This window comes from Maritalea sp. S77 (assembly GCF_049801075.1).
Taxonomy (GTDB): domain Bacteria; phylum Pseudomonadota; class Alphaproteobacteria; order Rhizobiales; family Devosiaceae; genus Maritalea.
In genome coordinates, this window is sequence record NZ_JBNAGG010000002.1 from 134,782 (window position 1) to 151,202 (window position 16,421).

Annotated in this window: 13 protein-coding genes; 4 read left to right on the plus strand and 9 right to left on the minus strand. The window is 50.9% G+C overall.

Annotated elements, in window-relative coordinates; translation table 11 throughout:
• Positions 1–3 precede the first annotated feature (3 nt).
• A complete protein-coding gene (locus ACP15Y_RS08340) occupies positions 4–1,134 on the plus strand; it encodes a cupin domain-containing protein (RefSeq protein WP_424982602.1) in 1,131 nt (376 codons plus the stop codon).
• A 65-nt stretch (positions 1,135–1,199) separates the two neighbouring features.
• Here ACP15Y_RS08340 and ACP15Y_RS08345 read toward each other — a convergent pair whose 3' ends face one another.
• Genes ACP15Y_RS08345 through ACP15Y_RS08375 form a run of 7 tightly spaced genes read right to left on the minus strand, consistent with a single transcriptional unit; the run spans position 1,200 to position 8,005 of the window.
• A complete protein-coding gene (locus tag ACP15Y_RS08345; protein ID WP_424982603.1) occupies positions 1,200–1,406 on the minus strand; it encodes a hypothetical protein in 207 nt (68 codons plus the stop codon).
• 50 nt (positions 1,407–1,456) lie between these two features.
• Positions 1,457–2,368 carry a carbohydrate kinase family protein gene (locus ACP15Y_RS08350; protein WP_424982604.1) on the minus strand — a complete coding sequence of 304 codons (912 nt, stop codon included), beginning with the start codon at positions 2,366–2,368 and terminating at the stop codon, positions 1,457–1,459.
• Positions 2,365–3,423, minus strand: a complete 1,059-nt coding sequence (locus ACP15Y_RS08355; protein WP_424982605.1) for an ABC transporter ATP-binding protein — start codon at positions 3,421–3,423, stop codon at positions 2,365–2,367. Before ACP15Y_RS08355 ends, ACP15Y_RS08350 begins: the two co-directional genes overlap by 4 nt.
• Before the next feature lie 2 nt (positions 3,424–3,425).
• The gene (argH, locus tag ACP15Y_RS08360) at positions 3,426–4,922 is read right to left on the minus strand and encodes an argininosuccinate lyase (RefSeq protein WP_424982606.1); all 1,497 of its coding nucleotides are present in this window, start codon (positions 4,920–4,922) and stop codon (positions 3,426–3,428) included.
• Positions 4,919–5,797, minus strand: coding sequence for a carbohydrate ABC transporter permease (locus ACP15Y_RS08365; protein ID WP_424982607.1), 879 nt, complete (start codon positions 5,795–5,797; stop codon positions 4,919–4,921). Before ACP15Y_RS08365 ends, argH begins: the two co-directional genes overlap by 4 nt.
• A 1-nt stretch (position 5,798) precedes the next feature.
• Positions 5,799–6,692, minus strand: a complete 894-nt coding sequence (locus tag ACP15Y_RS08370; RefSeq protein WP_424982608.1) for a carbohydrate ABC transporter permease — start codon at positions 6,690–6,692, stop codon at positions 5,799–5,801.
• Positions 6,693–6,745: 53 nt separating this feature from the next.
• Entirely contained in the window at positions 6,746–8,005 is a 1,260-nt protein-coding gene (locus ACP15Y_RS08375) for an extracellular solute-binding protein (protein ID WP_424982609.1), read from the minus strand.
• 183 nt (positions 8,006–8,188) lie between these two features.
• Here ACP15Y_RS08375 and ACP15Y_RS08380 point away from each other — a divergent pair, with 183 nt between their 5' ends.
• Both ACP15Y_RS08380 and ACP15Y_RS08385 read left to right on the plus strand, forming a co-directional pair.
• Complete coding sequence (locus ACP15Y_RS08380; protein ID WP_424982610.1) at positions 8,189–9,385, plus strand: ROK family transcriptional regulator; 1,197 nt, start codon at positions 8,189–8,191, stop codon at positions 9,383–9,385.
• Between the two features lie 16 nt (positions 9,386–9,401).
• Positions 9,402–11,792, plus strand: a complete 2,391-nt coding sequence (locus ACP15Y_RS08385; RefSeq protein ID WP_424982611.1) for a PIG-L family deacetylase — start codon at positions 9,402–9,404, stop codon at positions 11,790–11,792.
• Here ACP15Y_RS08385 and ACP15Y_RS08390 read toward each other — a convergent pair.
• Both ACP15Y_RS08390 and ACP15Y_RS08395 read right to left on the minus strand, forming a co-directional pair.
• Positions 11,776–12,699 (minus strand): diacylglycerol/lipid kinase family protein, encoded by a 924-nt coding sequence (locus ACP15Y_RS08390; protein ID WP_424982612.1) that lies wholly within the window; start codon positions 12,697–12,699, stop codon positions 11,776–11,778. The genes ACP15Y_RS08385 and ACP15Y_RS08390 overlap by 17 nt on opposite strands.
• A 110-nt stretch (positions 12,700–12,809) precedes the next feature.
• Complete coding sequence (locus ACP15Y_RS08395) at positions 12,810–13,532, minus strand: helix-turn-helix transcriptional regulator (RefSeq protein WP_424982613.1); 723 nt, start codon at positions 13,530–13,532, stop codon at positions 12,810–12,812.
• A gap of 578 nt (positions 13,533–14,110) precedes the next feature.
• Here ACP15Y_RS08395 and ACP15Y_RS08400 point away from each other — a divergent pair.
• Positions 14,111–16,402 (plus strand): methyl-accepting chemotaxis protein, encoded by a 2,292-nt coding sequence (locus ACP15Y_RS08400; protein WP_424982614.1) that lies wholly within the window; start codon positions 14,111–14,113, stop codon positions 16,400–16,402.
• The last annotated feature ends 19 nt before the right edge of the window (positions 16,403–16,421 follow it).

Below are 16,421 nucleotides of genomic sequence, written 5' to 3' on the forward strand. Positions count from 1 at the left end.
GTCATGGATCCACAAAATGCAGAATTGCAAACCAAGCCGGATTTGGTGAAAGGCGCAGAAATCGTGCTGTCGACACCGGATTTGAAAAAGGATTTGCCATTTTTCTTGAAGCGATTGGGCTTTCGATTGGACAAGATTTTTCCAGCGGATGATCCCAGCGTTGCGGTGATCTCTGGCCATGGGGTTTCTATCCGATTAGATCGCGATGCGACCAGCACGGTGTATAGTTTGCGCTTAAATTGTGATGATCCTGACAAGTTTGCCGCAGGCGAAACCAAGCTGACTGCGCCAAACGGCACGCAGATTGAAATTATCGATGCCAACCCGCCTTTGGTGCAGCCGGAAACGCAACATAGCTTTTTGGTACGGCGCTTGAAGGATAGCGACAGCTGGGTGATTGGCCGCGCGGGTATGCGTTATCGCGATTTGATCCCGGATCGGTTGGGCGGCTCCATCATTGCGTCGCACATCCGCATTCCAGATGGCGGGCCGGTGCCGGATATGGTGCATTATCACACGGTCGGATTCCAATTGATCTTCTGTTATCGCGGCTGGGTTGATGTGCTTTATGAGGGGCAAGGGCCGAAGATACATCTCACCGCAGGCGATTGCGTGATCCAACCGCCGGAAATTCGCCACCGGGTGATGGAAGCCTCAGACAATGTGGAAGTGGTTGAGATTGGCGTGCCCGCCGACCATGTGACTACCATTGATCATGAGATGACTTTGCCGACGGAAAAAGGTGACCCGGACCGTGAATGGCAAGGCACCAAATTTGTTTATGACAAAGTGGCGGAAGCCACTTGGAAGCCATGGCGCATTCCCGGATTTGAAGCGCGGGATACGGGCATTGGCGAGGCGACCAAAGGCGTGGCTGGCGTGCAAGTGGCGCGGCCCATCAAAGGCGAAGTGGCGCCGCGCACCAGCCACAATACGGATATTCTGTTCACCTTCGTCAAAGAAGGCAGCATGACCCTAATGGTGGATGGCGAAGAGCCTTATGATCTGGTGGCAGGCGATGCGTTTGTGGTGCCGCCTTTCATGAAAGCGGCCTATCGCAATTGTTCTGACGATTGTGAATTGTTGGAAATTACACTGCCGTCAGAGTTTGAAACTGAAGTGGCGGATGATTAGAAATTGAGCGCATGCTGAATTTTCAGCGGCATGTTGGCGCGGTCCCTCGGGGCCGCGCTTTTTTATTAGTCATTGTTCAAGCGGTTTTGCAGATCTTCTTTAATCTGTTGCTCGCTGGCTTGCTTTTTGAAAATGATGGTGCCGACCATGGCACCAACAAAGCCACACATGATAAAGACGATCAAGCCAAGTGTGTTGGGCAGAATGACCCACATAAACATGCCAAAGAGCAAAAAGCCGAACGTGATCAAAAAACGATGCAAATAAGCCATGGGGCCTCCAACTTGATTAGCTTAGCCTTAGCTGGATGCTTTGACCCTGTCTAGCTGGCAGACATTTTGATCAGTTTGGCACCTGTCGCACCGCCGATGGAGCCGATAGAAGAGGCGGCAAAGCGGTTGCCTTCGGCCAATGCGTCTTGATCCGACTTGCCAGCGAGCCAAGCGGTGAGAAAACCCGCATTAAAGGCATCGCCCGCGCCCGTTGGATCAACAATTGTGCAATGTTGCGCCGGGGCGGATAGGTGCTGACCCAAATGAAACAAGGTTGCGCCATCCGCGCCGCGTTTCACCACCACTTTGGTCTTCCAATTGTTCAATTCCGACGCAAAGAATTCAATTTCTCCGGTCACGTCAAAGACGCGTCGAAACTCAGATAGATTGGGTAAAAACAGATCGACTTGTTCAATAAGGTTGCGCACTTCGCCAGCATCCATCGCCTGTTCATCCCACGCACAATCCAGCGAAATGGTGAGGCCTGCTGCCTTTGCTTTTTCGAGGATGAAGGGTGCTTCCAGTAGGGTGGCCAGTTCGGCAATGTGCACATGGCCAATATTTGGATCGGCGAGGGCTCGATCAAAGCTATCGGGAATGGGCGCACCGCCCCGTCGTGTCAAGAATGCGCGGTCATCGTTTAGGGCCATGGCCACCGTGAGCTGGGTGCCCCAGCTCTCATCGGCAATTTGAGCGTAATGGCCGCTGACGCCAGATTGCTCTAAATCCTGTTGCACATAGGTGCCCATAGGCCCATGGGGCAGATAGGCACAAAGCTCCGCCTTTTGTTCAGCCGCTGTAAGATAGGCCGCAGTGATATAGGCGCCGCCGCCGGCATGGGCGCTGAAGCTTTCGGCGTAGACTTCTTCGCCCAAGCGCGGCATATGCGGCATGCCTGCGAACACGAGATCGCAATAAACGCGTCCTACGCAAAGTATGCCTTTGTCGGTTCTGTTGATCACGCAATCGCCTCTTGCGTCTTGGTGTCAAACAAACTGATTTCTTCAGCTTCAGCGAACAAGGAAATTTTGTCGCCCGGTTGCGGATGAACGCGCCCTGGTGCAGAAGCGATGACTTCTTCGCCGCCCACATCGAGGTAAAGCAGAGTTTCGGTGCCCAAAGGCTCAACCAAAGAAACAGTGCCCTCCATCAATGGTGTTTGCCCTTCCTTGGCTGTGGTGAGTGCGCTTGGGCGAATGCCGACGGTGATGTCTTTTATGTCGGTTTGAATGGGCAGTTCGAGGGTCGGCCCGGCGCTCAGTTTGACGCTGGAGCCTTCTACCTTGCCTTGAAGCATGTTCATGGATGGCGCGCCGATAAATTGCGCCACAAACATGTTTTTTGGATTTTGGAACACCTCTGATGGGGTGCCCACTTGTTGGATGTGTCCATCCTTCATGATCACAATTCGGTCGGCCAAGGTCATGGCTTCGACCTGATCGTGGGTCACGAAAATGATGGTGGTGCCGACACGTTGGTGCAGCTTTTTGATTTCCAGCCGCATTTGGGTGCGCAATTGCGCATCCAAGTTGGACAGGGGTTCATCGAAAAGAAAAACCGATGGGTCACGCACCATGGCGCGGCCGATGGCCACCCGCTGGCGTTGCCCACCGGAGAGCTGCGAGGGTTTGCGCTCTAGGAGTTCTGTCATGCCCAAAATGGCGGCGACTTCGTCGATCCGCTTTTCTTTATCTGGTTTGCTCATTTTGGACGTATGCAGCCCGAAACCGATATTTTTGCGCACACTCATATGGGGATAGATGGCGTAGTTTTGGAACACCATCGCGATGTTGCGATCTTTAGGTTCCAAATTATTGACGGTTTTGTCGCCAATGCTCACCTCGCCAGATGTGATCTCTTCTAGCCCGGCCAACATGCGCAGCGTTGTGGATTTGCCGCAGCCAGAAGGGCCAACCAAAACAACAAACTCGCCGTCTTTTACGTCCAAATTGATGCCATGCAATACTTCTGCTTTGCCATAGGCTTTGGTCAGGTCTTTAAGTTTAACTGTTGCCACAATCATTCCCCCCGATTGTTGAGCAGGGCACCGAATGCTTTTTCACGCATTTGGGCCGCTTTATTTTTTCTTGTTTGGATTTGCTCAAAGTCAGATTTGAGCTGATCGAAATGTTCTGCTTGTCGCTCAAGCGATGCTTCAATCGCTGTTGGCGCTGGGCCGCCAAACCGCTTGCGCACATTGACGAAATGGCGAGCAGATACTGCTTGTTGATAGGCTGCTTCATTTAGGTGCGTTTCGCGCTCCGTCATCGCCTCAAACGCTGCATGAAAATCATCATACGCGTCCGCCAAGGATTTGCCTTCGGTGATGACTTTCTTTGCGGTTGCTGCCGCAATCTCATGCGCTTGGCGGAATGAGAGGCTTTCTTCGCGCACCAAAGTGTCGGCCAGTTCGGTGATGGTGATACAGGCAGCGTCGCTGGTTTTGGCCACACGATCTTCATTGATCGAAAGTGCTGGAATAAAGGCGGCCAGCAAGTCAATGGCGCGCCCGCCGCTCTCAAATGTGGCATAGCCCGCTTGTTGCACTTCGCCTTCACTATCATTCATGTCTGTGAAAGGCGTGTTGTGCATGGTGTTGACCATCATGTCGCAACGCCCTGCGGTGACCGAACATAGATGGCGCATATGCTCAATCGGTACCGGGTTGCGTTTTTGCGGCATGATCGAGCTGATCTGTACCAAAGCGTTGGGCACATAAAGTTGGCCAACTTCAAACGCACTCCAGAATTGGAAATCTTGGACGACGCGGCCCAAATGCACGAAGATCAGTTTGATCGCACTATAAAGGCCAGTGATGTAATCCACGCTGGCGATGCAGCCATAGGCATTTTCCAATGGCTCTGCAAATCCAAGCAACTCCGCAACATGCTGACGACTGATCGGGAAGCCAGATGTGGTGATGGCCGCTGCGCCCATGGGGCATTTTTCAATTTGCTGGCGGGCCAGCATTAGGCGATCTAAATCGCGGAGCAACACTTCAGACGCCGCCAACAGATAATGTCCAAACGTGCTGGGCTGCGCCGGTTGCCCATGGGTGTAAGCCACAATCAGCGTTTCCTTCTCACGCGCTGCGGTTTCGTGCATGGCATTCACCAGCCCGTGGAGCGATTGAAGCAACTGGTCTGCACGCTTTTGCAGACCCAGTTTGAACACAGTGTGGTCCATGTCGTTGCGGCTGCGTGCAGTGTGCAACGCCCCAGCTAAATCGGGGCCAATCCGTTTTTTCAGCTCCGCTTCAACAAGGAAGAAATAGTCCTCCACTTCGCCCGTGTAGGTGAGGGTGCTGACATCAATTTCCTTGTCGATTGTGCGAAGTGCATTGGCAATCTTTTGTCCGGTTTCTTCGGTCAAAATCCCTTCATCCACCAGCATCACCAGATGTGCCTGGTTGATCATGCGAAACGCATCAACATGGTGGGCTTTGGCACCTTCAAAAAGCGGTGCCAAAACCGTGTCTTTATAGACAGGATGCGGAAAGGTTGAATTGTCACTCATCCTTTAAGCCCCGCCATAACAACGCCGCGAATGATGAAGCGCTGGAAGATTAGGAAAACGATCAAGGTCGGCAAGGTCGCCAAGGCGGCACCCGTCATGATCAGCTCCCACTGCACTGATTGCTCAACGCTAAAGGTGGTGAGGCCCACGGGCAGCGTATAAAGCTCCGGTGAATTGGTGACGATCAGCGGCCAGATAAAGGCTGTCCAGTTGCCGAGGAACACAAAGATGGCAAGCGCTGCAAGAGCGGGTTTGACCATGGGCATAGCCACGCGCCACCAGATCTGGAACTCGTTTAGCCCATCAATGCGTGCGGCTTCCAAGAAATCGTCGGGCACAGTCTCAAAGAATTGTTTCATCAAAAATGTGCCAAATGCGGTCATGATGCCGGGGAACATGATGCCCCAATAGGTGTCGAGCCAGCCGAAGTTCTTTGCCATCAAATACCAGGGGATCACCAGCATTTCAGTTGGGATCATCAAGGTGGAGAGAATGGCGATGAACACGATCATTCGGCCACGGAACTCAAATTTACATAATGTGTAGCCAACAAGCGCATCAAACAGCACGGCGGAAACCGTGGTGATCACCGCGATGATCATCGAATTGATGAACCACATATAGAAGCGGCCATCTTCCAACACATAGGAATAGTTATCCAAGGTTGGTTCTTTGGGGATGATGGAGAGTTCATAGATCTCGTGCGGCCATTTCAGCGAGGTTGAGATCATATAAACGATGGGAAGCACCATCAAAATGCCGCCGCCCATGAGCAATATCCAACGCAAAATGGCAACTGGATCTTGCTTGCGGTTCACGCGCTTTGGCTTGTCGAGGGCATCTGTGGTGACTTTAACGCCGGAAATATCGGTCATCTTATTTGTCCCTCATAATGTAAAGTTGCGTGAGGCTAACGGCCAATAGAATGACGAACAACACAACGGTTTGTGCGGCTGCATAGCCCATATCGAACGAGGAGAAGGCTGTTTCGTAAATCATCAACACCAGCGGCTTGGTCGAGTTAAGCGGACCGCCCGGATTGTTGGTGGTCATGTTGAAGACCTGATCGAAAATCCGCAGGAAACCGATGGAGCTGAGCACCACCAAAAACACGATGGTTGGTTTTAGCAGCGGCAGCGTGATGCGCCACAGAATCGTCCATGGGCCAACGCCATCAATGTGCGCTGCCTCATAATAAGTTTGTGGAATTGCCCGCAGGCCCGCCATAAAGATGATGATTTGGAAGCCCAAGCCTGCCCAAACCGCTGGTGCCAAAATTGATGGAAGGGCCCAAGTGGTGGAAGACAGGAAGGGGAATTGTGGAATGCCAACGCTGGCCAGCGCATTGTTAAACAGGCCGATGGGCACAGGTTGGTAGAACCAGCGCCAAAGCCAAGCCATGGCCACGGCAGAAGTCATAAAGGGCAGAAAATACAGGGCGCGAATGGTGCCATGCATAAAGCGGACCTTATCCAAATGGTAGGCCACGACAAATGAGAGGACCAAGCTAACAGGTGTGCCGATCAACAAATAGACGAAGGTGTTTTTGAACACTTTCCAGAACACTGGATCTGCAAACAGCTTGAAATAGTTTTCAAGGCCGACCCATTCCCGATCACTCAACAGGTTCCATTCCTGAAATGATAGGGTAATGGCGTTTAGCGTTGGGTAAAAACGGATCACACAGTAAAACAGGATGGGGAGCGACAGAAATGTCCATGCCCATACGACCTGTTTTTGTTTGATTGTTAAATTGGCGTACCAGCCCATAAATACTCCCCCCGATAGGTGAAGGGGCGACCTTTGTCGCCCCCTCGATCAGTTTATTCTTCGTAATATTCGTCGAGGATTTTTTGTTCTTCTTCTGCGGCGATAGCGATTGCATCTTCAGCAGATTGTCCTTCAAGGAAAATACGTTGTGTTGCATCCATCAACACTTGGCGTTGGGCAGATTCGTTGGCGAAAATGGTTGTTTTCGCATATCCCAAGCCTTCGATGAATGGGCCGAACACAGGGTTGGCTTTGTTTTCATCTGTCAAAGCAGCTGATGGCTTCGCAGGCAATTCGCCCACAGTGTCCAACCAGATTTGCATTGCTTCATCTGAAGTGATGAAGGCCATGAATTTCTTGGCTGCTTCAGCTTTTTCGCCTTGAGCTTTCGACGTGACAGCATTTACCCAATAGCTTGAATAGTTGGATTTGATGCCGTCTGGGCCTGCTGGCAATTCTGCCACGCCCCATTTCAAGCCGCGAGTCTTTTCAAGCGCACCGATGCGGAATGAACCGTCAATGTGCATACCCGCACGACCCGCCTTAAAGGCAGCTTGTGGCTCGTCCATAAAGCCAGCCTGGGTTACACCATGCACATTTTGCAGGTCGGTGTACCATTTCATGGCTGCAGCGCCGCTGCCATCATCGTCATAGTTCACATCGCGGTAATTGTCGGCATAAGGGTCGCCGCCAAACTGACGAGTCAACACTTCGCGCCACCAATGGTGATCCTGTGCGTTCATGCCTGTGGTGATGCCTACTTGCGTGATGTTGCCAGAACCGTCTTTTTTGGTGAGTTTTTTGGCGATTTCCACCAACTCGTCCAAAGTTGCTGGTGGGTTTTCAACACCCGCTTCGTCAAACAAGCGCTCATTGTAGAACAGAGCTAAAGACCGAACAGCGGTTGGCAATGCCATATATTGTCCGTCACGTTTCATCGCCTGAACCATTGGGAAGAATTCTTCCTCAATCATTTCAGGCGGGAACATGTCGGCTGGCAATGGGGTGATCAACTCAGCTTCAACATAGTCGTTGAGCCAGCCATAAAATAGCTGCACAACATCCGGACCTTCACCAGCAGGAATAGCCGCCGCAACCTTTGTGCGATAATCCGCATAAGGGAAGGTGGTTTGCTTGACTGTGATGTCCGGGTTTTCGGCTTCAAATTTTTCAATGAGCGTATCAATTGCATTCACACGCGCTTCGAAAAAATATTGCCAATATTCGATTTCCACAGCCCAGGATGATCCGGCGCTGAGGGCAAAAATCGCCCCTGAGGCAAAGCCCAGAAGCTTGTTCTTCCATGATTTCATTTTTAAGTCCCTCCACTAAAGGTTTTGCTCAAGTTTTAATTTTATTATTATTTTTCAGTGTCTTGCATTTATTTTAATGCGCGGAACTGAGGTTTTTTTGCTCGAGACTGTTGGTAAGTGTTGACCATTTGCGAAAACAAATCAATACTTAACTCAAGTTAATTGAGTAAATAATTTGAATTTATGGCATCGAAGAGCACAACAGGCATTATTGGCGGCAATGCGCTGCGCAATCGCGACCACAACCAAAAAGTTGTGCTCGACTATGTGCGTGCGAACGAGCCTGCAGGGCGGGCGGAAATTGCGCGAAGCTGCGGCCTGAGCATTCAGGCGGTGTCCAACATCACTGCAGATTTAGAACAGCAAAAATTGCTGATGCCGGATGGGCATAAAACCGGTGTGCGCGGCAAGCCAGCCTTGCAATATCGTTTCAATCCCGAAGGGGCGTTTGCCATCGGCGCGGAACTGCGGCCCGATGCGATCATCGTCGCGGCGCTCAATCTTTCAGGCGAGCAAATCTATTTCGAGCGGATGCCGCTGATAGATGCGCATCCCGACCCGGCTATTAAGGCGGTGGGCGATCAAGTGCGGTTGGCACTTTCGACGGTTAAGTTTGACCCAGCAAGTTTGCTGGGCGTGGGTGTCGTGATGCCCGGTCCATTTGGTGACACTGCGATTTCAAGTGCGGGTGAGGCCGTTTTGCCAGATTGGGAAGATATAGATCCGCAGGCAGCTTTTGAAGCGGAAATTGGGTATCCAGTGCTGATCGAAAATGATGCGACAGCTGCGGCTGTTTGTGAGCGCGTGGCCGGGGTTGCCAGCGAAATGGATGATTTTTGTTATGTCTATTTCGGCACGGGTATCGGCCTTGGCGTGATTTCGAAGGGCCATGTGATGCGCGGTGCATTTGGTAACGCTGGTGAAATTGGCCATATCGTCACCCAGATCAACGGGCGCGATTGTCCTTGTGGCAATAAAGGCTGTTTGGAAACCTATGCCAGCCGCTTTGCGGCGCGACAGCATTTGGCACAATTTGGCATCGAAGCTAATTCTGGTGAAGATTTTGCGCGTTTGGTTGCGGACGGCAATGAGCATTTTTTGGCTTGGCTTGATGTTGCCGCACAACATTTGGCGCACGCAATTGGCACGCTTGAGAACATTTTTGACCCCCAAACGATTATCCTTGGCGGGGCGCTGCCCGACGCTGTGATTAACGCGTTGATTGATCGCCTGAATTTACCAAATGGCTCTGTGGCGAACCGGGAAGAACGCAAATGCCCACGGGTGATGCGCGGCTTTTCGGGGCGGCTGACTGCGGCGTTGGGCGCAGGTGCGATGGTGATCCACCAAACGATTACGCCACACACAAATTCATATTGAACCTGAAGGAAGAGTTATGTCCAAGCAAGATGCTGATCGATTGTTGAACGCCTTTGCACAGCCGCGTTCTGTGCAGTTGTGGCGCGCATTATTGCCGCTCAAATCCTGCGTTTCCTTCATGAATACGGGCGCGCACCCAGACGATGAGATTTCAACCATGCTGGCAGCGCTGATTTATCGTGAGGGCATAAATTTGTCTCATGCCTGTTCGACCCGTGGGGAAGGCGGGCAAAATGCAATTGGTACCGAAACGGGCGTTGATCTTGGGGTTGTGCGGACCCGAGAAATGGAGCGCGCGGCGGACATTTTGGACATGACGCAATATTGGCTGTGCCAATATCCGGGTGATCCGTTGGCTGATTTTGGCTTTTCGAAAACGGGCGAAGAGACCCTGAAATATTGGGGCGAAGAACGCACTTTGGAGCGCTTCGTTTGGATATTGCGGACGGAGCGCCCTGATATTGCGACGGTGACTTTTTTGGATGTGCCGGGGCAGCACGGGCATCACCGTGCGATGACGCAAAGCGCCTACAAGGCCGTTAAGCTTGCGGCAGATCCAAAGGCATTTCCAGAGCAAAACTTGCCCGTTTGGCAAGTGAAAAAGCTCTATTTGCCCGCTTGGTCTGGCGCGGGGGATGCATATGATGATGATTTGCCACCGCCGCCGCAAACTGTTGAGATCGAGGGGAGTGGCCAAGATCTCATCATCGGTATGGATTATGCCCAATTGGGGCAGGTTTCTCGTGCGTTCCACCAAACCCAAGGTATGGGCACTTGGGTTGCGCCCGGTAAGCAAAAGAAATGGCCGCTCCATCTTGCTTGGGTGGCTGAAGGCGAACCTGCTAACGAAGAGAGCATTTTTGATGGATTGCCGCGTACGCTAAATGATTTGGCTGAATATGCGGGTGCGATGGTTTTGGGATCGCCACTGTTCACGGCGCAAAGCGCCATTGATGCAGCGATAAAAGCATGGCCAAATACGAAGACCATGAACACGTCTTTATTGGCGGCGCTCGAATCTGTGCGCGATGCAATGCGGATTTGCCCGGATAGTGCAAAAGCAGAAGTGATACATCGGCTGCGGGCGAAAGAGCTGCAATTGCAGCGCGCGCTTTATTGGGCCTCTCCAATACGCGCAAGTCTTTTGCCGGAAAAAATCTCTGCGCGCCCAGGTGAGACTGTTCGATTTAACTTGGAGTTGGATAGTGACTTTGCGGTTGGTGCACATCTTGAAGTGCCTCAAGGGTGGAAAGTCGAAGAGGTGGGGCCGAAGCAATTTGACGTTACGGTGCCAGATGATGCCGCGCCAAGCGACCCACTGCCAGATATCTGGTCCCCTTTGCGTGGCAACGAAAATGTGTTCCTGCGTCTGATGTGGACATTGGAGGGCGTTAATATGCAAATGGATATTGATCCTTTGCAACGCCTGAATGTTTTACCCGCAAATGAAGTGGCGCTGGAGCCCAAAGCTCTTTTGATCAACAAGCGTTCGTTGGCGGAGAAGCAAGTTGAACTCTATGGTCGTGTTGATGGCGCTTTGACGCTTGAGACCTCGCAGCAGTTTAATGCGACACGCAATGATGATGGCTTTTTGCTCTCTGCGCAGGCCGATGTAGATGCCGGGCTATATGAATTGCCTGTTCAGCTTGATGGTAAGCCTGCCTCCTTTGTGCGGCGAATGCAATATCCACACACTGGCCCGCTTGTGAGAGCAGAAGATGCACAAATTTCACTGCGTGTTTTGGATGCCGAGTTGCCAAAGGGGCGTATTGGCTATGTGGGGGGCGGCAGCGATCGCGTGCAATATTGGCTCAGCCAGTTCGGCGTTGATGTCGTTACCATTGATGACGACACTTTGGCCGCTGGTCGTTTTGGCGATTTTGACAGCATTATCATCGGTGTGTTTGCGTTCCGCACTCGGCCTGCCTTGTTGGACAACGTTGAAGCGCTGCACGATTGGGTGCGTCAAGGCGGCAATCTGATTACACTTTATCATCGGCCATGGGACAATTGGGATAAGGATCGTGTGCCGCTCGCCCCGCTGGAAATCGGCAAGCCTTCATTGCGTTGGCGTGTGACGGATCAAGATGCGGAAGTGCGCTATCTTCAGCCAGATCACGCTCTGTTTGCCGGACCAAACAAGATTGGCGACGAAGATTGGGCGGGCTGGCACAAAGAGCGCGGGCTATATTTTGCCTCGTCCTGGGATGATGCTTACACGCCCTTATTGTCCATGAATGATGCAGGGGAGAACCCGCTGGATGGTAGCCTGTTGGTCGGCGCGTTTGGTAAAGGTCGCCATATTCACACCAGCCTAATTTTGCATCATCAGCTCGATAAGTTGGTGCCCGGTGCCTATCGTTTGATGGCCAATATGTTGGATTGGCAATCTAGCCAAACAGATTAAACGGTTGCGGTGGCGGCGGTGCTAAAACACTTAGCGCTTTGGGATGAATTTGAATCTCAAAGCGCTTTTGATCCTCAACCAGCTCGCCATCAATTGTGACTTCGGGGTGTTTTTTGCCGTCTGGGAAGCTGACGGTCACCTTTTGCGCGGTGCGTTCTTTCAAATCCGGATTGGCATCCCATGTGCCCAATATCAAATCCGACGCTAGCTTTAAGTTGGCTTGTGTGGAGAGGGGGCGGGCCGTGTAAATCCCCAATTCGCCTTGCTGCGGAAAATCTGCATATGGCATATGGCCACGGCCATATTTATTGTTGGACACAGCAATTAAGCTCAAATGCTCTCTTGCCGATTCACCATCGATTTTAACATCAATTTGGTAGCGCGGCGGGCGGCTGAATGTTGTCAATGCGGCGCGGATGCTGCCATAGATTTTCTGGAACCGCGATTGGTGCTGTTCCTGATCGCGCATTTTCACAATTTTCGGGTGTAGCCCCACCGACAATTGGTGCAAAAACAATTCGTCATTTGCAGTGGCGATATCGACCTGTTTTTTGCTGGCGTCGGCCAAAGCATCGATCGCATCGTCCAAGTTCAAAGGAATGCCAAGGGAACGCGCAAATAAGTTCATGGTGCCGGCTGGGATCACGCCGAGCGTTTTTGTGTTTTGCCAGCAATATTGGGCGGCGGCGGAAATGGTGCCATCGCCACCGCCAGCCAAAACCACATCACACTCATTATTTTCAGCAAGCTGCGCCAGCGTGTCGATCAATTGATCGCCCGCTATGATAGAGACTTCAATCTCATGGTCATGCGCCCGAAACTTTTGTTCAATGTCACGAGCAAATTCTTCAACATCAATGGTCTTGAGGGTGCCGCCATCTTTGTTCAGCAGGGCGCAGATTTGCATAGAGTTTTGTCTTTATGATTGATGTAAGTTTTGGGTTCTGAAGCGCAAATTTGTCTTGCAATTCAGGCGTTTTAAAGTCCGAATTTGGATATACTACGCCGACGCGACATTTATTGCAAAACGCCCAAGCGAAAGGCGAGGCTGATCGCATGGGTTGTATTGGTGGCATTGAACTTGCCCCGGATTTGCTTGAGCCCATGCTCTACAGTTTTTTCGGATATATTGAGGATCTTGCTTGTTTCCCAAGCGGTTTTCCCCTCGGCAATCCAATAAAGGATTTCGATTTCGCGCGATTTAAGTTTTGGTCGATTGAGCAGGGCACCGCGTACATCGATTGCTGCCATATGAAATTGCAAGGAGAAGAGGATCAGATTGCCCATATGTCGGGTGCAATATTCGGACCATTCCTTGATACGTGCGTTTGAAGCGATTGAGAAGATTGCCTTATCAGCCCGAGCGCCGTGAATGGGAATGGTGAGGCCATGTTCGCCCATGCCATGTTTGCGCGCGTCGCTGAAAAATTTGACCACCACTTCATCATCGCAGGTACATTCTGCCCATAAGAAGGGGCGATTTTGCTCCCTTGCTTTGTGCACGATCGGATCGACTAAAATGTAATTTTGCTCTTTGTAGCGTTCGATCCATTTTTGGGGGTAGGTGCTAACCAAGCAGGCGGTGTGTGGATTAAGGTCTGACAAATCGGTGGCGAGATAGGCCATGTGGCTTACTTCAAAACAATCGGCCCAATATTTAAGACAATGGTGCGCCTCGTCGAGCGAATTGAATTTTTCCAACGGCGCGTTCAGCAAATGTGAGAGTTCATCCAATGCCACTCAGTTAACCCAGTTGTATTTGACATTAATTATATACCAATTGATCAGCATTTCTTTGTCAATGGGGATAGCCCTGCCAATTGAGGATTCTTATCAAAAATTTGTTATTATATTCAATAATTTAGATGGGTTCGTTCAAGTTGAGTTGGGCAGTTCTTGAGGTATTTGTGGCGGACATCACATGCCATGAATAAGCAGGTGTGACGGTATCTAAGAATAAAAAATTATCATGATAAATTTAGTGAGCTAAATTATTCGTAGTGAATTTTTTCTTCTTGTCTACATATGTCGAAACGCTGATATATGCTTGGAATCTGATTTCTTAAATTTGTAACTGATGTTTATCTTTGGCAATCAACTCGATGCGACAATAGTCGATCGCTTGTTTTTCCATCATCGGTATATTTGCTTATTTTTCACAAGAAAACTTATCGCTGTTAGCTATTTTAAGCGCCTTAGGGTCACTAAAGCCGGGCTGATCAAGCAATTATATCTTAACAAAGCTATGTAACTATTCAATTTGTAGAGTTTTGCGGCGCAATAGCGCGCAAGACGTTAATTTATTGGAGTGTGCCAGCATGAAATTAGGTGTTGCAACAAAAGCAATGCTCGCAACTGTCGGTGTCGTCGTTGTTTGTTTTACTGCATTTGCCGTATTTCTCGATGTTAATCGAAGCGCGCAAGCAGAAGCGACGATGCGTGAGGAAATTGCCTCGGTTGGCGAAAGCATGAGTGATCGTGTTTCAGCGTGGTTTGAAGAACGCACGCTGTTGGTTGAATTGCAGGCGGAAAAAATTGCGTCGCTTGATGCAGAAACAGACGCGACAGGCGAGCTTAAATATAAGATTTTGGAAGACAAATTTAACGCGGTTTATTTTGGTGAGGATGCGACAGGCAATTTCATGATCCATCCGCCACAGGACTTGCCTGCAGATTATGATCCGCGCAAGCGTCCTTGGTATCAGGATGTGGCCAGCAATCAGGCAACGGCGTTGACCGAGCCATACCAAGACGCCTCGACAGGCAATTTGACCGTGACTGTTGCGTCTCCCGTATTGGAAGGCAGCAAGATTAAAGGCGTTATTGGCGGCGACTTCACCATCAATACAATTGCTGACATGTTGGCCGATGTGAATCATAATGGCACTTATGCCTTCTTGGCCTCTGGTGATGGCAATGTAATTATCCATTCAAATGCGGACTATATTGGCCAGCCTGTCACCGATGTTTTTGGGTCGGATGCATTGGCGTTTGATGGCAGCATCCAAGATGTTGATGATGCCGGGTCGCCAAGCTTTATCGGCTTCAACAAGATTGCCAATTTGCCAGCTGTTGATTGGTATGTGGGCGTTGTGGTGGATAAGGGCGTTGTGTTTGCGCCGCTTAACGCTAGCCGACGCGATGCTGTGATTGCGACCATTATTGCGGCGTTGGCCGCTGTTGGCGTGATTTTCCTTGTGTTCCAAAAAGTGATCACAGGCCCGCTGAAATCCATGACCAAAGGCATGAAAGAAATTGCCGATGGCGACTATGATGTTGAAGTGGGTTTTGATGACCGGGACGATGAAATTGGTGACATGGCTCGCGCCGTTGAGGTGTTCCGCGCCAATGGCCACCGTATTACCGAAATGACGGAAGAAGAGAAAATCGCTGCTGATAATCGCATTCGCGAACGGGCGGAGATGATGCGCGAATTGGGCGCGTCGTTTGGTGACGTGGTGGATGCGGCTGTGACAGGTGATTTCTCAATGCGTGTGGATAAGGAATTCCCGGATGCGGAATTGAATAATCTTGCGCATGGCGTGAATAGCCTTGTGGAAACGGTTGATCAGGGCATCACAGAGGTTGGACGTGTGTTGGCAGCGTTGGCCAATACAGATCTGACACAGCGGGTTCAAGGCGAATATCATGGTGCGTTTTTGCAGTTGAAAAACGACACTAATGAGGTGGGCGACAAGTTGGCTGATGTAATTTCACGCTTGCGTGGCACATCACGTCAATTGAAGGTCGCAACAAGTGAAATCTTGTCTGGTGCGAATGATCTGTCTGATCGGACAACACGTCAGGCGGCGACTATTGAAGAAACGTCTGCGGCGATGGAGCAATTGTCCAACACCGTTTTGGAGAATGCGCAAGAAGCCTCGGACGCCAGCACAAATGCTGAAAAAGTGCGCCAAACAGCGGAAGAGGGCGGTGAAGTGATGCGGCAGGCCAATGAAGCCATGCAGCGGATCACAACGTCGTCTAATGAAATCTCAAAGATCATTGGCATGATCGATGATATTGCGTTCCAAACCAACCTGTTGGCCTTGAACGCTTCGGTTGAAGCGGCCCGCGCTGGTGAAGCGGGCAAGGGCTTTGCCGTTGTGGCTGTTGAGGTTCGGCGTTTGGCGCAATCGGCTGCAAATGCATCCGCCGATGTGAAGAAGTTGATTGAGCAATCTGTTGCTGAAGTGGGGGATGGTTCGAAATTGGTGGCCGAGGCGGCGACAAATCTCGAATCCATGTTGGAAGCTGCGCGTTCAAATAATGATTTGATGGTGTCGATCGCTGATAAGAGCAAGGCACAGGCCAGTTCTATTGGCGAGATCAATCAGGCGGTTCGCGACATGGATGAAACCACCCAACACAATGCGGCTTTGGTGGAACAGACCAATGCGGCGATTGAGCAAACGGAAGGTCAGGCTGATGAGCTGGATCGCATCGTGGCTGTGTTCAAGCTGGATGATGGTGGCATGAGCAGTCGGCCTGCTCATAGTGCAGCGGCACCCAAAAAGGCTGCAGATTCGCCTGCGCCGAAAGCGGCTGCTGCCCCTGCCTATCAAGGCAATGCGGCGGTGGATATTGATCCAGACTGGCAGGAATTTTAAAGCATTTGAAATGGCAAAT